Raw genomic sequence first — 18446 nt, forward strand, 5'->3', positions numbered from 1 at the left:
CGGTGCTTCCGGCGAACTCTGCGTTGTTCACGGTCGCCCCGGTACACGGACGAACTCGTAGTAGCTGCCGAACGAGTGCTTTATCAGGCCGTAGCCGCGGCTGTGCGCGACCCAGCGGATGTCTGCCTCGGTCACACCGAGTTCCACCGTTCGGATGGAGACGCGCTCCCGGCCGTCGAGCCGGGCAGCCAAGCGGGACAGCTGCTGTTCCCGTGGTTCCCGGCCTCGCGCGATCCGAGTGGCGCTCACCTTCCACCTCGCTACGAGAAGACCGCCGAGCACCACAAACATCAGCACGACGAGCAGGGGTGCGAGGGCATTGCCGGTGTGGGCGGCCAGGCCCGTCATCGCGCTGCCTCCCCGCTCCGGAGGCTCCAGGCCACCTTGGCCGTCGCCTCGGCCACCGCGGGCCACGCGTCTTCGGACTCCGCGACCACCGAAAGGATCACCACGGACCGGCCGTCCGGCATGGGGATCTGGTACTCCGCCTTGATCTGGGTGCGGACGTCCCGTTCGGGCAGGTGGAATTCACCGCCGCTGATGGCCACGACGGCCGGCCCGATCGGGAGCCGCACCGGCTGCACCACCGCCCGCTTGTGGCGGCCCCGGTACTGCTCAGCCATTGCTGCCACCATGGCATCCCGGCTGCCGGGTGCGGTGTCCGGCCACTGCGCCACCCCGAGCGTCAGGGTGGCAACGTCACCCTTCCGCGGGCCGACCGCGAACTTGCCGAACACCCGGATGCCGTTGGCCTGCATGGTCGGCACCAGCGTCATCAGGTAGCTGCCGAACTCCTCGACGCTGGTTTTGGCCACGTTCTCGGCCACCATCCAGGCGTGGCGCCGGTTGAGCTGGTCGTCGTTGCTCACCGGGAGACCGGCGAACCCGGGCGGCAGATCGATTCGGAGAGGCATCAGTTCCACACCTCGTCTTCCGCCCGCTGCCGCCGGCGGCCCGGCGCGTTGTCGGCTTGCTCTCCGGCGTCGGCCGCGTTCTCCACCGCCACCACTGCCAGCGGAGCAGGCCCGACGACCAGCGATGAGCCCGCGACGGCCAGCTGGCCGGCATCCTTCGGGACCCAGTAGTTGAGGAAGTCGCCGATCGGCCCCTCGAACTTCGCGCCGGCCATCCGGGCGCCGGCGTCGGCCTCGAGCTGGGCGCCGACCGCGCCGTACCCGATGCCCTTCGCCACCGCCGCGCTTCCTGTCGGCAGGAACCCGCCGATGAGCGAAGTCCCCGCCCCGACCGCATCGAAGATCAACGTTTCCGGGGCGACATCGGCGCCGGCCAGCTTGGCCGCGCCGTGGCCGGCGAGCGCTGCCACCCCGAACGTGGTCGCCACGACTCCGGCGGCTTCCTTGAACGGATCGGGCAGGAACTCACCGACCAGCCCGAGGGCATTGCCCATGTCACCCACCACGTCCGAGAACTTGGCAATCAGCTCGGCGTGGTCCTGGACGAAGTTCCACGCTTCATCCACCCCGTCCGCGAGGGTGTTCGTCAGGTCGCCCAAAGCGCCGACGACCGCGTTGCTCAGCTTGTCGAGGAGGTCCGGCTCGTCCGGGGCCAGCTCCTTCGCCTGCCGCAGCTGCTCGGCGACCCTGGCCGCGGCTTCCGTGTGCTCCCGCTGGAGCTCCTTCGCCGCGTCCTGGACGTTCTGGCAGCCGGCGATGGCGGCCTGGAGCTGCTGTCCCGCGTTGTCCAGCAGGCGCTGGGCGATCTGCAGGGACTGCTGGTCCGGGAACGTCCGGTTCGCCAGCGCCAGGTCCGGGTTCGCGCGGGCCTGCTCGGCCGCGCGGGCCGCCGCTTCCGCCCGGGCCTCCAGGTCGGCCGCGCGTTTCTGCAGGTCACCGAGGCTCTGCGCCCAGCCTTCGAGTGCGTCGGCGGCTCGGCTCATCGACTTGGCCGCGTCGTCGAGGTAGCCCGGCAGCGGGCCGATCCGGCGGGCGAAGGCGTCGCTCGCCTCGCCCTGCCAGATGCCCTGCTTCCGGACGATCCGGCGCAGCGAGTCGTCCGCCTCGGCCAGGTCGTCGCCCACCTCGCGGTACTTGCCGGCCAGGTCGGTGATGCCGTCGAGGTCGCCGGGCGCCGGGTCGAAGCCCAGGGCCGGGAAGTCGCGGGCGCTCACCGGTCGAGGCCGTTCAGGAGGTCGGTGATGCCGCCGGTCGCGCCGCCACCCACCGGGCCCTCGCCGGTGTGGCCGCCGCCCACCGGGCCGCCGGCCGGCTGCCCGATCCGCGGGTGGTTCCCCTTCACCCCACCCGTCGGCTCACCACCGGCGGGACCGGCTCCCAGCACCGCCGCGCCGAACTTCCCCAGCTGATCGCCGAACTGGGCCTCGATCTGCTCGTACTTCTGCTTCGCCGCCTTCAGCCGCTCCGTCACCTCTGAAGCCGCCTCGCCCAACCGGCCGATTCCGTAGCCCCAGGCTTCCTCGAACTCGACGCCGGCCTGGCCCAGCTCCGCCGTGCCCAACGAGCCGAACGCCCCGCCGCCGCCGAGCTTCTTGTTGGCGTCGGTCATCCGGCCCGCCGCCGTGTCGAGGTCGGCGATGAGCTTGCCCAGCTCGTCGACCTTCACCGCGTACCCGTCCACGCCACCCTCCCCTTGTGGTCCCGTCCACCGTATGACGACCGGCAACACTCCGCGGTTCCCCGATCACCCGATGGAGTGGAGCGACAAAAAGGCCACTCCCGGGCGAAGGGCCCGGAAGTGGCCTCAGTGCAGGGAAAACTACTTCCCGAAGACCTGCTCCAGCCAGTCGAGCAGGTCGGACAACCCGTCCAGCACCGGATTACCCGCACCCGGCCGGAACCGGATCACCTGCGGGTCGTGGTCGCTGGCCTGGTCCGCGAACTCCGCGTTGATGTGGACCACGTCGTAATCCACACCGCGCGGCGCGTTCGACGCCAGGATGTGGTCCAGGACCTGGGACTGGCCCTCGAAAACGTAGCTGTACCGCTCGGCTTCCGGCACCGACGCGATCAGGTCCTTCAGCGCCCCACCGGCGGTGAGCGTCCGGACCGCCGGGGAGAACGGGTAGTCGTTCAGGTCACCCGCCACCACGATGTTCGCGCTGCGATCGGCCGCCAGCAACGCATCGACGAACCCGCGCAGCACGGTCGCCTGCTTCGCCCGCTGCACCTCGGAACTGCGCGCAGGCGGCTGGAACCGGCCGTGCGTCGGCTGGTCGCCGCCCTTGGAGTTGAAGTGGTTCGCGATCACGAACACCGTGCGGCCCTTGAACACGAACTCGCCCGCCAGCGGCTTGCGGCTGGTCGTCCAGGCTTCGTTCGCCGGGTCGACCCGGCCCGGGGACGCCGTCAGGTGCGCCTTCCCGTGCTCGCGCACCACGCCGACGGCCGTCGTCGACGTCCCACCCGGGCGGTCCACAAAGGACACGCGAGCCGGGTTGAACAGGAACGCCACCCGGATGTTGCCGCCCGGCTGGCCGCCGTCCTGGTCGTTCACCGGGTCGATCTCGCGCCACTCGTAGCGCGGGCCGCCCTTGGCGACGATCGCGTCGGTGAACTTCTGCAGCGTCTGGTCCGCGGCCACCGTACCGTCGTCGGTCGCGCCCGTGTTGTCCTGGATCTCTTCCAGGTTCACGATGTCCGGCGTCGCCAGGTGCGTCACGATCGCCTCGCCGAGCCGGTCGTACTTCGCCTGCGGGTCGCCCGGCGCCAGGTTCTCGACGTTGTAGGTCGCGACCGCGAGCTCGCCGGTCCGCTGCTTGCGCGTCGACTCCGCCTGCAGCCCATTGTCCTTTTCGGTCCCGAGCACGCTCGCGAACAGCGTGTAGCCACCGAAGTTGCTGTACTCGACCGGGCCGGACGTGGTGCCGGTCAGCAGGTCACCGACGTTGAGCTTCGGGAACGGCCGCTCGGCGAACGGGATCAGCGACGAAACCTTCATGACGCCGCTGTTGAGCTGGTCGTACCCGAGGTAGACGCTGCCGCCGCGGACCGACTTGTGCTGGTCCGGCTTCGACGTCACGTACAGCTCGTTGAACGAGTTCGACGGGCCGACGACCCGCGCGTCGGTGATCGAAACGATCTCGCTTTCGTGTGCTTCCCAGAAGTCCAGCGCGTACTTCGACGGCTCCAGCGGCAGGGACTCGATGTTGCCTCCGGGCGACGGCGCGTACGTCACCGGCACGGTGTCCGGGTTCAGCACGGTCGGCGCCGGCAGGGCGTTCCCGTGCGAGCCGACCGTCCACTGTGCACTGCTCAGCTCGGTGAGCGACTGGTAGTTCGACGTCGCGGGCGCGTCCGGGTAGAACTCGCGGACGGTGCCGGTCGCGGTCACCGCGTCGCCGACCGCGACGGCCGGGCTCGTCGAGCCGGTGAAGACGAACAGGCCTTCGCTGGTGCGCGGGTCGCTGTCCGGGTTCGGGTCGGTGAGCCAGAAGCCGCGCGACGAGCCGAACGTCCGGGTCGCGGTGACGACCCCGGTGACGTCGCCGACCTTCTTGTCCTTGAACGGCGAAATGCGCGTGGTGCCCTGGATGTCGTGGATCTTCGCCGGGGTCGGCGCCGGGCCGGGGTCCCCGCCGGTCGACTCGCCCGCGGTGTTGGTCGGGGTCGGCGCGCCGACGGCGAAGTCGGCGGCGTTGTCGTCGGTGTCGGCGAGCGCCGTGCCGCGCGCGACGGACGTCGTGTTCGACGGCGCCGCGGCCGGGTTGCCCTCGCGCACGGTCGCCGCGCCGAACCCGGCGAGGTCCTTGATCCGCGGGTCGGCCGCGCAGTCGGCCGCGGTCTTGCAGGTCAGCGCGGTGGTGCCGGAGACGAGGGCGATCGTGCCGGCGGTGGCCGACATCGCGATCGCGCCGGTCGCGTCCGGGGTGGGCAGCTCGACGGTGCCCCCGGATCCCTTGCTCTCGCCGACGAGGTAGCGGCCGCCCGGCGCGACGCTGCCCGCCAGCGGCGTCACCTGCCAGGTGCTCGACGGGCTCGCCGAACCCGGCAGGTACTGGACGCTGAAGCCGGCCAGGCTCGCGGCCGCCGCCCCGCGGTTGGCGAGCTCGACGAAGTCGCTGGTGAGCGTAGCTCCGGAGTTGCCACCGCCGCCGTAGACCTCGGCGATGACCGCGTCGGCGCTGGGCGTGGCGAGCGCGGCCGGTGCGGCCACGCCGCCGAGCACCAGGCCCGACGCGACGGCCACCGTGAAGGCGGCCTTGGATCTGTGGGTCTTGGTCACCCTGAGTCCCCTTTGTGCTTGAACAGTCGTGGCATAGTCCCCCGAACAAGTGAGGAGGAGGAAGACAAAGATGCAACGATTCGTAACAACTACTTTCGTCGTCACTCACTCGGCAGAGCAGGTTTCGTGATCACGCTGGTACTGGGCGGAGACGTCACGCTCCACGGCCCCGCGACGTCGGCCTTCGGGCAGCTGGAACCGCTGCTCAAGGGCGCCGACGTCCGGTTCGCCAACCTGGAAGGACCGCTCGACGCGGCGATGGCCGAAGCGCTGGCATCGGCCGGCGTCGACGTGGTCTCGTGCGCCAATGACGCCCCGCAGCCGAGCCTCGCGGTCCTCGACGCCGCCGGGATCGCGCACTGCGGCGCGGGGGCGAACCTCGACGCCGCGCACGCACCCGCCGTGATCGAGCGATCCGGCGGAAAGGTCGCATTCCTCGCGTACACGTCACTTCGCCTTCCCGGGCAGGCCGCGCCAGTCGTCGCGCAAGCGTTTGCGACCACGGCGTACCAGCCCGACCCGCGGGTAGCGGAGATCCCAGGCCGCCCGCCGCTGGTCCGGACGGCGCCGGTCCCCGAACACCTGGACCGGCTCGTCGCCGACATCAAGCAGGCCAAAAGCGACCACGACCACGTCGTCGTCTCGATGCACTGGGGCCTGCCGGGCGCCGACCTCGCCGAGTACCAGGTCACCTACGGGCGCGCGGCGATCGACGCCGGCGCGGACCTGGTCGCCGGGCACGGGCCGCGCACCATCCAGGCCGTCGAGGTCCACCGCGGCCGGCCGATCCTCTACAGCCTCGGCAACCTCGTCTCCGACCGGCCGGACGGGCTGCTGGCCGGGTGCATGTTCGGCGACGAGCCGCGGCTCGAGCTCATCCCCGTGCGGCGCACCGCCGACGGCGAGTGCCGTCCCCTCGCCGGGGAGGAAGCCGACCGGGTGCTGCGATACGTCGCGGAAATCTCGGCGCTGCGCGCCACGAGGGTGACCGTCCAGGCGGGAATCGCGTCCGTAGCCGTTGGCGCGTAACGGATTGCGCTTGATCTGTGACAGCCGGACACGACCTTGTCACCCATCCGGCGCATCTGCCTTAAATGCAGCTCAAGGACGGGCACAACCCGTGTCAAGCGGCGGTACGGTCTGCGTGAGCCGCCGGAAAAGTGGCACAGACCACTCCCCGACAGCTCTCGGTCGGCACGACACGGGGGGAGGGGGAACGATCATGTGGGGGCTGATTGTTCTCAGCTGCGTGTTCGTGCTGGTGCTGGGGATAGCCGCGGTCGTGGACCTTCGGGACCACGACCGCGGCGAACACCGGGTCTAGCGCACCGGCTGCCGCGCCTTGTACCGGCCCAGCAGCGTCCGCGCACCGGCCAGCGCGACGCGGCCCGCGCCCTTGGCGCTCGCGGCCAGCACCGTCGTCCAGTCGAAGTAGTCGCGCCAGAGCACGATCCGGCCGCCTTCGACCTCGAACGTGCCGCACACCCAGAACTCCGCTTCCCAAGCGCCGCGGCGCAGCACGTCGGTGCGTTCGGTGAGCACGACGTTGCCGTCCGCGGCGATGTGGTGGGTCCGCGCTTCGAACCCGGAGCCGTACTTGGCCATCGCACGCAGCTGCTTCTCGAACGCCGCGATGCCGCGGGCGGGCGGCAGCGGCACGTTCTGGTACACGATGTCGCTCGCCACGAACGTCAGCGCGCGGTCGACGTCGAGGTCTTCGAGGGCCTTGAGGAAACCGGTCACCACCGCTTTGGGTTCTTCGGTCATGACCCCAGGCTAAGGCTCAGAACGGCCGGTCGCCCGCGATCGCGACGCGCTCCGCGATCCGGGCGTGCGGGTGGTAGTCGTTGACCGCGTAGTGCTGCGTCGCGCGGTTGTCCCAGAACGCCACCGAGCCCGGCCGCCAGCTGAACCGGACCTGGAACTCCGGCGTGTGAGCCTGCAGGAACAGGTACCGCAGCAGCCGGTCGCTCTCGTCGCGGTCCAGCCCGGTGATGTGCGTGGTGAACGCCTGGTTGACGAACAGGGTGCGCCGCCCGGTCTCCGGGTGCGTCCGGACGACCGGGTGCTCGACCGGCGGGAAGCGGTCCTGCCACCGCGCCAGGAGCGCGGGATCGGTGAACCGGTCGAAACCCGGGAGGTAGTCGTGGACGGCGGTGAGCCCGTCGATGCGGGTGCGGACGTCTTCGGGCAGGTTGTCGTAGGCCGCGGCCATGTCGGCCCACAGCGTGTCGCCGCCGACGGGCGGCACCTCGATCAGCCGCAGCACCGAGCCGAGCGCCGGGGCGGGCCGCCAGGTGACGTCGACGTGCCAGATGTTCTCGTAGCCGGGCATGGCCGCGGTGCGCTCGAAGCGCGTGACGGTGTCGTCGTCACCCTTCGGGATGAACGGGTTGGTCTCCAGCTCGCCCCAGTTCGCGGCGAAGGCGCGCTGCTGCGCCGACGTGATGCGCTGGTCGCGGAAGAAGAGCACCTTCCACTCGAGCAGGGCGCGGTTGAGCTCCTCGCGCAGTGCGGGGGTGAGCGGCTCGGCGAGGTCGACGCCGTCGATCTCGGCGCCGATCACCCGGCTCAGCGGGCGGAGGGTGAACAGTGCGAAGTCTTTCTGCGGTTCCCGCAGGATTCGGGGGCCTTCGACGAGACCATCCGCGGGCGTGACGGCCTCGCGCAGCTTAATCCGGGCAGGCAGCTCTACAGACATGGTTGTGCTCCAAGGGTTTCGGGGAATTCGGGCGCCGGGTTCGCCTCAGGCGGGCGGCGAACCCAGGCGGCCGCGGCGCAGCAGGAGCTCCACGACGCCCTCCCCGATCGACCGCGCGAAGGCCCGGATCGGCGTGCTTTCCGAGGTGGCGGGCATGCGTTCATGGTCGCTTTCCCCGCGCTGCGCGGTCAAGACGTCCACTTGGTGGAACAGTGTTCAACGCCGCAGGTCACCGCGATGCGGGCGGCTCAGGGAGCATGAGGCAAGATCTTCCACGATCGGGTGAGCGCCCTTGACGACGGAGGTCCCCATGCCGGAAGGCAGAGGCTCGCGGATCGACAGTGACAATCCGGACGGCTTCGCGGGGCTGCGCCCCGGAGTCATCCGGGCCCCCGGAAAGCAGCCGGAGCGGCTGCGCGCCGGAGCCGACCTGCTGGACCAGGCGGCAGCCGCCGACGACAAGGCCGCGGGCCGGTTCGCCGAAGCCCGCGTCGAGTCGACGCCGTTCGGCATCTCGCCGCAGGCCCGCGAACTCGCGGCGCGCTGGGCCGCGGCGCTGGCGGCCCGCGAAGCGGATGCGCGCGTGCTCGGCGACGCGACGTCCGACCTGGCCGGCCGGCTGCGCATGGCGGCGGAGAGCACCCGGAGCACCGGCTTCCGGGGCCGGATCGCGGTGGCGCCGTGACCGCTGAGGTCTTCGAACACCCGGCCCTGTCGTCGGCGGCGGTGCAGCTGTCGGCGTTGCGCGCGGCGGCGGGCCGGCTCGGCGTCCCGGATCCGGTGGCGGCGCTGCGGCACCTCGACTGCGCACCGGCGTCGATCAGCGCGTCGGCGTCGGCGGTGGACACCGGCGCGCTGGGGATGACCGCGGCCCAGGAGGAGTTCCGCGCGGGCGTCGACCGGGCGGAAACCGGCGGCAGCAGCGAAACTTTCGGCACCTGGGCGGACACTGTGGACGGTCAGTACGCCGCGGCCGCCCGCGCGGCCGCTTCGACGGCAGCGCTGGGTGTCCGGATCGCCGCCGCGCTGGACGAACTCGCGGAATCGGCGGCCACGGAGGTGTGCTCGCTCGCCGCGGCGGCCTCGGCGGCGGTCGACGCGGTGCTGGCGGGCGACCGGTCCGCCGAGGTGGTGAGCGAGGTCAGCGCCGCGTGCACGGCCGTCCTGCGGACGGTGTCGGCAAAGGTCGCGGCGCTGACCGGGCTGGCGGCGGAGCTGGAGCCGTTGACGACCCCGGCGGTCCAGCTCAGCTGAAGTGCTCCCGCGCCCACTCGCCGAAGGGCCGCGCGGGATGCCCGGTGACGCGGGCGACGTCCAGCGACACGGGTTCCGGCTCGTCGACGAGCGACGCCCAGTAACCGACGGCGTTCTTCGCGAATTCCGCACCGAGATGGGCACCCAGCTGCGCAATCGCCTCTTCCGGCGGCTGTTCTTCCCAGGTGACAGGGGTGCCGAGCGCGTCCCCGATGAGCCGGGCCTGTTCGGCCTGCGCCAGGGCTTCCGGGCCGGTGACGAGGTAGATCTGTCCGGTGTGGTCGCCGGTGAGCGCTTTCACGGCCACGTCGGCAACGTCCCGCTCGTGGACGACGGACCGTCTCGCCTGACCGTAGGGCGCGCGGACGACGCCGGTTTTCGCTTGCGGCGCCCAGGCGAGGGCGTTGGTGGCGAGGCCGGTGACGCGGAGGAAGGTCCAGTCGTCGGTGACCTTCCGGACGGCGGCCTCGACGTCGCCCCAGACCCCGCCGTCCTCTGCGGACATTGCGGAGAGGTAGACGATCTTCTTGCCGTTCAGTGGTTCCAGGGCGTCTTCGATGCCGTCGGCGGTGAAGAAGGGCCAGAGGAGGTAGACGGCGTCGACCCCTTCGGCGGCTTCCGCCAGGTTCCGGATGTCGCCCGGGGGCTTGGTCTCGCCCCGGACGAGAACTCTGGTGTGGACACCCTCGGCGGCCAGCCCGGCGACGACGTGGCGTCCGGTGTGGCCGGTGGCCCCGGTGACGAGAACGGTCATTGATGCGCTCCTCGTGATCAGCTGGTACCGACCACGGTCACACTTCAAGCGCCCTTCAAGTCAAGCGGCTCAGCTCTTCCCGCGTCGCGTCGAGGAAGGCGACCTTGGGGGCCCGGAGGTGGTCCCAGAGGGAACCTTCGCCGGGCTCGTGCCACAGGACGTGATCCAGGGCCTTCACGTAGGCACGCGCGAGGCTGTGCAGGGCGGGGGTGAACAGGACGTGGATCATCCGTTCGCACACCCACAGCTCATCGAGGGCGTCGAGGGCGGCCGTCTTCCATGCCTGGGTATTGTTCCGGTCCTCGGCGGCGCGTTCGGCCTGCTGGGCGACGCGGATGAACTGGCGCAACAGGTCGAGTTGCTCCTCCCGCCGAGCCTCGGCCCGCTCTGCGGCGAGCCGCCGACGTTCGGTGCGTTCGGTGCGGCGTTGGACGCTGGTCTGTACGAGGTAGGAGAGGCCGCCGCCGAGCAGGACGCCGACCAGGGACAGGATCGCGAGCCACACCTGCGTCTGCATGCGGCAATTCATACCAAAGACAGCAAAACGCCCGGCGACCTCGGGTCAATCCGTATCCAGGCGCTTATGCCAGTAGGCGATGCTGGAGCGGGTGATGAGGGTGCTGGGATGGTCGGGGCCGAGGACGCGAAGTCGGTCCTTCAGGAGGGCTTCGAGGTCTTTGACGGCGCCGGCCGGGTCGCCCGCATCCCCCCGCCAGTAGGCGAGGTTGTGGCGGGTGGTCAGGGTGTCTGGGTGATCGGGACCGAGGACGCGGAGTCGGTCCTTCAACACGGCTTCGAGATCTTTAACAGCGCCGGTCAAGTCGCCCGCATCCCCCCGCCAGTAGCCGATGTTGGAGCGGGTGGTCAGGGTGTGGGGGTGGTCGGGGCCAAGGATGCGGAGTTCGTCTTTCAGCAGGGCTTCGAGGTCTTTGACCGCGCCGGCCGGGTCGCCCGCCTTCCCCCGCCAAAAGGCGACGTTGTGGCGGGTGATCAGGGTACTGAGGTGGTCGAGGCCGAGGACGCGGAGTCGGTCCTTCAACACGGCTTCGAGATCTTTGACGGCACCGGCCAGGTCACCCGCATCCCCCCGCAGGCGGGCAATGTTGGAGCGGGCGGTCAGGGTATCGGGGTGGTCGGGACCAAGGACGCGAAGTCGGTCCTTCAACACGGCTTCAAGGTCTTTGACGGCACCGGCCGGGTCGCCCGCCTTCCCCCGCCAGTAGCCGATGTTGTGGCGGGTCGTCAGGGTCTGGGGATTTTCGGGGCCGAGGACACGGAGCCGGTCCTCCAACACCGCCTTGAGTTCTTCGACGGCGCCGGCCAGGTCGCCCGTGTTCCCCCGCCAGTAGCCGATGTTGTGGCGGGCGGCCAGGGTCTGAGGGTGATCGGGGCCGAGTTGTTGCGTTGCGGTAGTTGCGAGGTGGCGGAAATAAGTGACCGCAGCGGCTACCTGTCCGGTGTCCCCAAGATCGTTGCCGATCTTGTGCAGCACCGAATGACCGCCAAGCTGCCACAGAAGATCACCGGTAACCGCGACCAGGATGGTCGCGTTACTGCGCAGAGCAGCGGAAAGTGAGGTGTCGCGGGACACCTCCGGCCAGGCTTCCCTCAGAGCGTCAGCCGCGACGCGACTAATGACGGCGAGCTGGTCGGCCCTGAGACTTTCCCGGACCACCCGTTGGAGCAGAGCGTGGACGCGAACTGCCTGATGTGGAGTGTCAGGCGAATAAGTGATCAGGCTGAGCCGGTGAAGGCAGGACAAGCCTCCAGCCACGGCATCCGCGTCTACCTCATCGCCGAGGTAGGCGAGCACGGCGGGAGCGGCGAACACCCGGTCGGGAACGCCGTTGGGATCGAGCAGCGCAGCCAGGTTCAGCAGCGGGCGAGCCATCCCGGCCGGCGACAGGCTGTCCGCCGCCTCGATGGACATCGACCACGTCGCCGTCACGATGGCACTGTGGTCGTCCGGCAGCCCGCTGGAGTCGGGAAGCAACTGTTGCAGACGCTTACGCTGGTCAACGAGCTTGCTTTCGTAACTACTGCAAGTCAGCCCAGGCTGGTCGGCGATGTAGGCGGCGGCCTGGGCCAACGCCAGCGGCAGGTACCCCAGCGCCTTCGCTAACCCGGCAGCACCCTCTGCCTGCGCAGGCCGCACCGCAAGCCGGTGGGTGAGAAACGCCGTGGCCTCGGCAGGGGTGAACAAGCCGATCTCGAGGATGCGCCGGCCGTCGCCGCGCAACGCGGCGTCACGCCGCCGGGTTGTCACCACCACCCGGCCCGATGGCGTGGGCTGTGGCCAGAGGCCGCGAAGGTCCGCGGGATCCTGCAGGTCGTCCAAGACCACCAGCCACTGCTGGTCGGTGCCGGCCAGCCAGTCCAGCCACTCGCGTGCGGCTTGCTCGGCGTCGTCCGTGGTGACGTGGGCGATCTGGGCCGCGGCGCGTGCGTAACCGGCGATGATGGCCTCCTGCGTCATCGCTTCGACCCACACCAGGATGTTGATCTCTTCGCGTTCCCACAGCGTGCGAGCGTGCTCGGCGGCGAGCTGGGTCTTGCCCACCCCGCCGAGGCCGGACAGCACGTGCGAACCGCGGCCCGTCAGCACGGCGGTCGCGCCGGTGTCCGCGGCCTCGGCCACCGTCCCCAGTTCGGTCCGCGCCTGGAATCCGTCGGCCCGGGGCGGCAGATTGCCCACCCGGTGCCGCGTCGGCCCGGCGGTTGCCCTGGTGCCGGGGGGATGGATTTCGACCTTGCCGATGCTGCCGGCTTGGAAAGCCGGGCCGTGCACGTCACGGACCTGGTTCGAGGTCGGAGTGGGCGGAGAGCTGTCGGCGCGGTGCTGGCGCACCGCCAGCCCGACCGACGTGACGCCCATGAGGCCGACCACGGCCCACAAGCCGACGGCCCAGCCGGTCGGGAGCTGGACGGTGTTCGTGGCGATGTTGCCCACCAGGCTGAGAAGCACGGCCAGAGTCGCGGCGATCGCCACCCACACCGCACCGCGCACGCCGGCTCCCGCCCTCCCGCTGCCGAATGGTTTTGTCGTCACCTATCGGCAGGCTGGTACGCCATGCTGCTCGCTCCCCGTAGTCGTGACAAGACCGTTGTCATGCAAAACGCCCGGCAACCCCCACAAGGGTCACCGGGCGTCTGCTTCGAGAGCGGTGGCGGTGGGATTTGAACCCACGGACGGGGATTAACCGTCACACGATTTCGAGTCGTGCTCCTTCGGCCGCTCGGACACGCCACCGCCGAGAACAATACCGGAGCCCCCGCGCACCCTGAACGAGGGGTCACCTGCCCGCGACGGCGCAGGTCAGCGGCAGTTGGCGAAGTACGTCTCCAGCACCGCAGCACACTCGGACTCCAGCACACCTCCGTGGACCTCCGGGCGGTGGTTCAACCGCCGGTCGCGGACCACGTCCCACAGCGAGCCCACCGCGCCCGTCTTCGGCTCCCACGCCCCGAACACCAGCCGCGAGATCCTCGCCAGGACCAGCGCCCCCGCGCACATCGTGCACGGCTCCAGCGTCACCGCCAGCGTGCAGCCCTCCAGGCGCCAGCCGTCGTCGACCACCTTCGCCGCCGCTCGCAACGCCAGGATCTCCGCGTGGGCCGTCGGGTCGCCCAGCTCGATCCGGGCGTTGCGGGCCGCCGCCAGCGGGGTTCCGTCCGGGGCGAAGACCACCGCGCCGATCGGGACGTCCGCGCCCGGGGCGCGCGCTGCCTCCAGCGCCGCCTCCACGGCTTCGGTGTCGGACGGGCGTCTCAGAGCTCGTCCAGGAGCTTGGCGAACTCGCTGCCGAACCCGCAGCGCTGGGCCACCATCTGCAGCTGCTCGTCCGGGTACAGGTCGACCTCGCCGACGATGACCTCCAGCTCCGGACCCGGCAGGCCGAGGTCCGCCAGGATCTCGAGATCACCCTCGGGCCAGATGGAGTCGTCCTCCTCGTCCGGCGGGTCGACGCGCAGGACGTCGAGGACGTCCGCCGCGATGTCGTAGTCCAGCGCCGCCGCCGCGTCCGAGAGCAGCAGCGACGGCCCCCTCGGACTGGGCCGGACGATGACGAAGAACTCGTCGTCGACCGCCAGGAGCCCGAAGCTCGCGCCGGTGGAACGTAGTTTGCCCAGCTCCGTGATCGCTGCGTCCAGCTCGGTCAGCGCCCCCGGGTCGAGCGCACTGCACCGCCACCGACCGTCTTCTCGGACCACAGCCACCGCGAAGCCCGTGACCGGCTCTTCCACCGCCATGCGCACACCGTATTCCGCCGGGAGATCCGGCGCACGCACGGTGCGCCCGAAGCGCCGCATGCGCCACTATCGGGAGCATGACCGGACCTGCTGACCTGCCCACCCTGCCCGGCACCCCGTTCGCCGGCCTCCTGGACGACGCGCGGGCGCTGCAAGACCGCACCGTCGCGCTCCGCCGCGCGGTGCACCGCAGGCCGGAACAGGGTCTCCACCTGCCGCACACGCAGGCCGCCATCCGGGCCGCCCTCGACGGCCTGCCGCTGGAGATCACCGAGGGCAAGGCCACGACGTCGCTCACCGCCGTCCTGCGCGGTGCGCGGCCGGGCCCGGCGGTGCTGCTGCGCGGCGACATGGACGCGCTGCCGCTGACCGAGGAGACCGGCCTGGACTTCGCGTCCGAGGACCCCGAGTCGATGCACGCGTGCGGCCACGACACGCACGTCGCGATGCTCGCCTCGGCCGCCCGGCTGCTCGCCGAGCGCCGCGACCAGCTGGCCGGATCGGTCGTGTTCATGTTCCAGCCGGGTGAGGAGGGTCACCACGGCGCCCGGTTCATGCTCCACGAGGGCGTGCTCGACGCCGCCGGCCCGCGCGTCGAGCGCGCGTTCGGCGTGCACATCCTCGCCAACGCCCGAAGCGGGCTGCTGCAGCTGCGGCCGGGCCCGCTGATGGCGTCGGCCGACTCGTTCCACGTCCGCGTCACCGGCAAGGGCGGCCACGGCTCCGCGCCGCAGCACACGATCGACCCGGTGCCGGCCGCCGCGGCGATGGTCGGGGCACTGCACACGATGATCACGCGCCGGGTCAGCGTGTTCGACCCCGCGGTGCTCTCGGTGACCCGGATCCAGGCCGGCACGACGTCCAACATCATCCCGGAGACCGCCGAGCTCGAGGGCACCATCCGCACGCTGTCCGAGCAGACGCGGGCGCTGGTCCGCGCCGAGCTGCCCAAGGTGTGCGAGCAGGTCGGCGCGGCCTACGGCTGCCGCGTGGTCGCCGACGTCGAGCCGGGCTACCCGGTGACCGTCAACGACGACCGCGTCGCCGCCGAGGTGCTGCGGCTGGGCGCGGAGGTGCTGGGGCCGGCCAACGTCGAGCTGCTCGCCGACCCGCTGATGGGCGCCGAGGACTTTTCCTACGTCCTGCAACGCGTTCCCGGCGCCTACGCGTTCCTCGGCGCGTGCCCGCCCGGCGTCGACCCGGCCGAGGCGGCGGCCAACCACTCCAACCGCGTGCTCTTCGACGAGGACGCCATGCCCAGCGGCGTCGCGATGCTCGCCGCCTTCGCGCTCGACGCCCTGGGTCAGGGCCCGGTCCGCGAAGGGTTGCCGTCCTCGAGGTGACCGGCGAAGCGGCGACGCCAGCTCGGCGTCTCGAACGTCACGTCGTACCAGCCGTTGCTCGCCGGCACCGGGAAGCCGTGCGAGCCACCCGGAGCGAGGGTGACGTCGTGCAGCGTGACCGGTGCCGGCCCGCGGTTGGTCACCGTGACCAGCAGGGCGGGCGTATCGGCGTAGGTGACCTCGGCGTCGAGGCCCACCCCGCCCGAGGCTTCGACGAGGAAGCCGTTCGGGCCGTGGACGGCGACGTCGTAGCTCCCGCCGTGCGGGACTGCGCCGGTCACCGAGCCTCCGGGCCCGACGTCGAAGCGCTGTGACGTCCCGCCGTCGTGGTAGGCGTACGCGGCCAGCTGCAGCGCCTGCGTTCCGTGGTTGGCCAGGTGCAGCCGCAGCACGTCCGGCTCGGCCGCGGCCCACGCGACCGGCTGGTACGGCAGCGGGCGCGCCTTCGCCGTGCCGGCGTCCTGCACCAGCGCTCCCGGCCCCAGCCCCGGCTTCGGGAGCCGTCTCTGCGTCCGGTCGGCTTCGGCGCGCAACGCGTCGGCGTCCGGCAGCAGCGGGATGGTCGTGTCGGGGGCCCGGAAGTCGAAACAGCTGGTCAGGTCGCCGCAGATGGCGCGGCGCCAGGCCGAGATGTTCGGCTCGCGGACGCCGGTCCACGTTTCCAGGAAGCGCAGCACCGACGTGTGGTCGAAGACCTGGGAGTTGACCCAGCCGCCGCGGCTCCACGGCGAAACGACGGTCATCGGCACCCGCGGGCCCAGCCCGATCGGCACCGGCGGCCCGGACGGCGCACCCCGCTCGGGCCGGTTGCCCGGCAGGTACTCGCCGGGCGTGCCGGGGGGCGGCGTCGGCGGGACGACGTGGTCGAAGAAGCCGTCGTTTTCGTCGTAGTTGATGAAGACGACGGTCGATTCCCACAGCTGCGGGTTGTCCCACAACGCTTTCAGCATGCGGTGGACGTAGGCGGCGCCGTCGACCGGCCGCGCGGCGGGGTGCTCGCAGTAGCCGTACGGGGCCACCACCCACGACACGGCGGGCAGCGTCCCGGCCGCGCAGTCGGCGACGAAATCGGCCAGCACGTGGTCGAGGTTCTTCCCCTGCCCCGAATCCGGCAGCAGCTTCTTGCGCAGGTTGGCCCGCTCGGCGAGCCGGCGCTTCACCGGGTCCATCGAGTGCAGCGCGTCGTGGAAGTTCTGGAACAGCCAGAGCGGGTTGTCGCCGTAGTCACCGACGAAGTGCTCCGGGACGCCGCGTTCCTCGTCGTTGGCGTAGATCCGCCAGGAGATTCCCGCCGCCTCGAGCCGCTCGGGGTACGTCGTCCAGCGGAACGACGGCTCGTAGTCCGGCGCGTTGTGCGTCGCGGGGCCGCCGGCGACGCCGTCCGGGTCGATCGTGCCGGTCCAGTGGTAGAGGCGGTTCGGGTGCGTCGGGCCCTGGATCGAGCAGAAGTAGTGGTCGCAGAGGGTGAACGCGCTGGCCAGGGCGTGCTGGAACGGGAGGTCGTCGCGGGTGAAGTACCCCATCGTCATCGGGCTCTTCGCCGTGATCCAGCGGTCGTACGCGCCGCCGTTCCACGCGCGGTGGGTGCTGTTCCAGTCGTGCGGCAGCTCGCCGAGGTCCTGACCGTCCACAACGGACGTGTCGATCCGGAACGGCAGCACCGGGCCGCCCCGGTCGCCGCGCTGGCGGAAGACGTCGCGCAGGGCCGCGCGGTCACCGAAGCCGCGGACGCCGGCCATCGTGCCGTAGTAGTGGTCGAACGACCGGTTCTCCTGCATCAGCACGACGACGTGGCGGACGTCCTCGACGGTGCCCTTCCGCGGCGCCGGGGCGCAGCCGGCGGACAGCGCACCCGCGACCGAGACCGCGGCGGCACCACCGAGCACCGTGCGGCGCCGGATCCGGCCCATGCCCACCTCCTCGTCCCCCGGCCGGCGGCCCGGCCGAGGGGTACGTTCGCCACCGAGAGAGGTGAAGCCATGCTCAACTCAGCGGAATTGGTCGCCTTCGCACCGTCGGCCGACCTCGAGCGCTCGCGCGCCTTCTACACGGATGTCGCCGGCTTGGAGTTCATCGAGCAGACCCCCTTCGCGTGTGTGTTCCGCAGTGGCGCGACCATGCTGCGGGTCACCGCCGTCACCGAATTCACGCCGCAGCCGTTCACGGTGCTCGGCTGGGCGGTCGCCGACATCCGGGCCGCGGTGGCCGAGCTGCGCGGCCGGGGCGTGGAGTTCCTCACCTTCGACACGCTGCCACAGGACACCGACAAAATCTGGACCACGCCGGGCGGCCGGGTCGCGTGGTTCCGCGATCCGGACGGCAACGTGCTGTCCCTGACCGAGTTCGCCGCTGGCAATTAAACAACAGTGTTGATTTAATAGCCCCATGACCGAAGCCGAACGCCTCGCCCAGCTCTTCGAGCAGGAGGAACGCCTCCAGTTCACGAAGTTCGACAACGAGACCGCGCTCGCCCTCGGCCGGCAGATGCTGGACGCGGCGGCGGACCGCGGGCTGGCCTTGACGATCTCGATCCGGCGCAACGGCCAGCGGCTCTTCCACGCCGCGCTGCCCGGGACGTCGGCGGACAACGACGGCTGGATCGACCGCAAGAGCCGGGTCGTCGACCGCTACGGGCACAGCTCGTTCCTGGTCGGGACGCAGTTCCGCGCGAACGGCGGCTCGTTCGAGCAGCACTCCCGCCTCGACCTCGGCGACTACGCGGCGCACGGCGGCGTGTTCCCGGTGCTGGTGCGCGGGGTCGGGCCGGTCGGCACGGTCGGGGTGTCCGGGCTGCCGCAGGCCGAGGACCACGCCTTCGTCGTCGAGCAGCTGGAGCGGTTCCTCGGCGCCTGAAAAGGACTGGCGGCCGCTGTTACCGTCGATCCCATGAAGCGCGCACTGACGACGACGCCGGAGAGTGTCCCGGCGCGCTGAACGACGTTTC

General features: G+C 71.0%; 19 protein-coding genes and 1 tRNA gene. 6 read left to right on the top strand and 14 right to left on the bottom strand.

All coding sequences use genetic code 11. The annotated features are described in order from the left end of the window. Positions 1 to 27: 27 nt before the first annotated feature. From AB0J55_RS06035 to AB0J55_RS06055, 5 genes are all read right to left on the bottom strand, one after another. On the bottom strand, positions 28 to 348 hold the full coding sequence (locus tag AB0J55_RS06035) for a hypothetical protein (protein WP_364243533.1): 321 nt from the start codon (positions 346 to 348) through the stop codon (positions 28 to 30). Next, positions 345 to 914: a hypothetical protein gene (locus AB0J55_RS06040; RefSeq protein WP_364243536.1), complete on the bottom strand. Its 570-nt coding sequence runs from the start codon at positions 912 to 914 to the stop codon at positions 345 to 347. The genes AB0J55_RS06035 and AB0J55_RS06040 overlap by 4 nt, the downstream gene beginning before the upstream one ends. After that, the gene (locus tag AB0J55_RS06045) at positions 914 to 2128 is read right to left on the bottom strand and encodes a putative T7SS-secreted protein (protein WP_364243539.1); all 1215 of its coding nucleotides are present in this window, start codon (positions 2126 to 2128) and stop codon (positions 914 to 916) included. The genes AB0J55_RS06040 and AB0J55_RS06045 overlap by 1 nt, the downstream gene beginning before the upstream one ends. Next, entirely contained in the window at positions 2125 to 2595 is a 471-nt protein-coding gene (locus tag AB0J55_RS06050; protein WP_364243542.1) for a hypothetical protein, read from the bottom strand. Before AB0J55_RS06050 ends, AB0J55_RS06045 begins: the two co-directional genes overlap by 4 nt. 138 nt (positions 2596 to 2733) lie before the next feature. Continuing rightward, complete coding sequence (locus AB0J55_RS06055) at positions 2734 to 5199, bottom strand: endonuclease/exonuclease/phosphatase family protein (RefSeq protein ID WP_364243545.1); 2466 nt, start codon at positions 5197 to 5199, stop codon at positions 2734 to 2736. Between the two features lie 126 nt (positions 5200 to 5325). Here AB0J55_RS06055 and AB0J55_RS06060 point away from each other — a divergent pair, with 126 nt between their 5' ends. Next, positions 5326 to 6228, top strand: a complete 903-nt coding sequence (locus tag AB0J55_RS06060) for a CapA family protein (RefSeq protein ID WP_364243547.1) — start codon at positions 5326 to 5328, stop codon at positions 6226 to 6228. Between the two features lie 291 nt (positions 6229 to 6519). Here the strand turns inward: AB0J55_RS06060 and AB0J55_RS06065 are convergent, their stop codons facing one another. Next, positions 6520 to 6966 carry a limonene-1,2-epoxide hydrolase family protein gene (locus AB0J55_RS06065; RefSeq protein ID WP_364243550.1) on the bottom strand — a complete coding sequence of 149 codons (447 nt, stop codon included), beginning with the start codon at positions 6964 to 6966 and terminating at the stop codon, positions 6520 to 6522. 16 nt (positions 6967 to 6982) lie between these two features. Next, positions 6983 to 7900, bottom strand: coding sequence for a TauD/TfdA family dioxygenase (locus AB0J55_RS06070; protein WP_364243553.1), 918 nt, complete (start codon positions 7898 to 7900; stop codon positions 6983 to 6985). A gap of 310 nt (positions 7901 to 8210) precedes the next feature. Here AB0J55_RS06070 and AB0J55_RS06075 point away from each other — a divergent pair, with 310 nt between their 5' ends. Together AB0J55_RS06075 and AB0J55_RS06080 are read left to right on the top strand one after the other, a co-directional pair. Then, on the top strand, positions 8211 to 8585 hold the full coding sequence (locus AB0J55_RS06075) for a hypothetical protein (RefSeq protein ID WP_364243556.1): 375 nt from the start codon (positions 8211 to 8213) through the stop codon (positions 8583 to 8585). Continuing rightward, positions 8582 to 9154, top strand: a complete 573-nt coding sequence (locus tag AB0J55_RS06080) for a hypothetical protein (protein WP_364243558.1) — start codon at positions 8582 to 8584, stop codon at positions 9152 to 9154. The genes AB0J55_RS06075 and AB0J55_RS06080 overlap by 4 nt, the downstream gene beginning before the upstream one ends. On the opposite strand, the gene AB0J55_RS06085 is transcribed toward AB0J55_RS06080, so the two are convergent. From AB0J55_RS06085 to AB0J55_RS06110, 6 genes are all read right to left on the bottom strand, one after another. After that, positions 9147 to 9908, bottom strand: coding sequence for an NmrA family NAD(P)-binding protein (locus AB0J55_RS06085; protein ID WP_364243561.1), 762 nt, complete (start codon positions 9906 to 9908; stop codon positions 9147 to 9149). The genes AB0J55_RS06080 and AB0J55_RS06085 overlap by 8 nt on opposite strands. Positions 9909 to 9963: 55 nt before the next feature. Further along, positions 9964 to 10425 (bottom strand): hypothetical protein, encoded by a 462-nt coding sequence (locus tag AB0J55_RS06090; RefSeq protein ID WP_364243563.1) that lies wholly within the window; start codon positions 10423 to 10425, stop codon positions 9964 to 9966. A 45-nt stretch (positions 10426 to 10470) separates the two neighbouring features. After that, a complete protein-coding gene (locus AB0J55_RS06095) occupies positions 10471 to 12915 on the bottom strand; it encodes a tetratricopeptide repeat protein (RefSeq protein ID WP_364243566.1) in 2445 nt (814 codons plus the stop codon). Positions 12916 to 13070: 155 nt separating this feature from the next. After that, positions 13071 to 13158: transfer RNA gene (locus tag AB0J55_RS06100), tRNA-Ser, on the bottom strand. 66 nt (positions 13159 to 13224) lie between these two features. Next, positions 13225 to 13653, bottom strand: coding sequence for a nucleoside deaminase (locus AB0J55_RS06105; RefSeq protein WP_364243569.1), 429 nt, complete (start codon positions 13651 to 13653; stop codon positions 13225 to 13227). Between the two features lie 23 nt (positions 13654 to 13676). Further along, the gene (locus AB0J55_RS06110) at positions 13677 to 14159 is read right to left on the bottom strand and encodes a tRNA adenosine deaminase-associated protein (RefSeq protein ID WP_364243571.1); all 483 of its coding nucleotides are present in this window, start codon (positions 14157 to 14159) and stop codon (positions 13677 to 13679) included. Positions 14160 to 14236: 77 nt separating this feature from the next. Here AB0J55_RS06110 and AB0J55_RS06115 point away from each other — a divergent pair, with 77 nt between their 5' ends. After that, positions 14237 to 15502, top strand: a complete 1266-nt coding sequence (locus tag AB0J55_RS06115) for a M20 family metallopeptidase (protein ID WP_364243573.1) — start codon at positions 14237 to 14239, stop codon at positions 15500 to 15502. Here the strand turns inward: AB0J55_RS06115 and AB0J55_RS06120 are convergent. Then, positions 15463 to 17412, bottom strand: coding sequence for a phosphocholine-specific phospholipase C (locus AB0J55_RS06120; RefSeq protein WP_364243576.1), 1950 nt, complete (start codon positions 17410 to 17412; stop codon positions 15463 to 15465). The genes AB0J55_RS06115 and AB0J55_RS06120 overlap by 40 nt on opposite strands. 69 nt (positions 17413 to 17481) lie before the next feature. Here AB0J55_RS06120 and AB0J55_RS06125 point away from each other — a divergent pair, with 69 nt between their 5' ends. Beyond that, positions 17482 to 17862 carry a VOC family protein gene (locus tag AB0J55_RS06125; protein WP_364243579.1) on the top strand — a complete coding sequence of 127 codons (381 nt, stop codon included), beginning with the start codon at positions 17482 to 17484 and terminating at the stop codon, positions 17860 to 17862. A gap of 25 nt (positions 17863 to 17887) precedes the next feature. Continuing rightward, complete coding sequence (locus tag AB0J55_RS06130; protein WP_364243582.1) at positions 17888 to 18355, top strand: heme-degrading domain-containing protein; 468 nt, start codon at positions 17888 to 17890, stop codon at positions 18353 to 18355. The last annotated feature ends 91 nt before the right edge of the window (positions 18356 to 18446 follow it).

Origin of the sequence: Amycolatopsis sp. NPDC049688 (assembly GCF_040674975.1) — a bacterium.
Taxonomy (GTDB): Bacteria; Actinomycetota; Actinomycetes; order Mycobacteriales; family Pseudonocardiaceae; genus Amycolatopsis.

Bases quoted from the DNA above. Each gene is read 5' to 3' on its own strand.
- AB0J55_RS06040 (WP_364243536.1), bottom strand. From the start codon at position 914: ATGCCTCTCCGAATCGATCTGCCGCCCGGGTTCGCCGGTCTCCCGGTG.
- AB0J55_RS06070 (WP_364243553.1), bottom strand. From the start codon at position 7,900: ATGTCTGTAGAGCTGCCTGCCCGGATTAAGCTGCGCGAGGCCGTCACG.
- AB0J55_RS06090 (WP_364243563.1), bottom strand. From the start codon at position 10,425: ATGCAGACGCAGGTGTGGCTCGCGATCCTGTCCCTGGTCGGCGTCCTG.
- AB0J55_RS06115 (WP_364243573.1), top strand. From the start codon at position 14,237: ATGACCGGACCTGCTGACCTGCCCACCCTGCCCGGCACCCCGTTCGCC.
- AB0J55_RS06130 (WP_364243582.1), top strand. From the start codon at position 17,888: ATGACCGAAGCCGAACGCCTCGCCCAGCTCTTCGAGCAGGAGGAACGC.
- AB0J55_RS06085 (WP_364243561.1), bottom strand. From the start codon at position 9,908: ATGACCGTTCTCGTCACCGGGGCCACCGGCCACACCGGACGCCACGTC.
- AB0J55_RS06065 (WP_364243550.1), bottom strand. From the start codon at position 6,966: ATGACCGAAGAACCCAAAGCGGTGGTGACCGGTTTCCTCAAGGCCCTC.
- AB0J55_RS06075 (WP_364243556.1), top strand. From the start codon at position 8,211: ATGCCGGAAGGCAGAGGCTCGCGGATCGACAGTGACAATCCGGACGGC.
- AB0J55_RS06125 (WP_364243579.1), top strand. From the start codon at position 17,482: ATGCTCAACTCAGCGGAATTGGTCGCCTTCGCACCGTCGGCCGACCTC.
- AB0J55_RS06120 (WP_364243576.1), bottom strand. From the start codon at position 17,412: ATGGGCCGGATCCGGCGCCGCACGGTGCTCGGTGGTGCCGCCGCGGTC.
- AB0J55_RS06110 (WP_364243571.1), bottom strand. From the start codon at position 14,159: ATGGCGGTGGAAGAGCCGGTCACGGGCTTCGCGGTGGCTGTGGTCCGA.
- AB0J55_RS06035 (WP_364243533.1), bottom strand. From the start codon at position 348: ATGACGGGCCTGGCCGCCCACACCGGCAATGCCCTCGCACCCCTGCTC.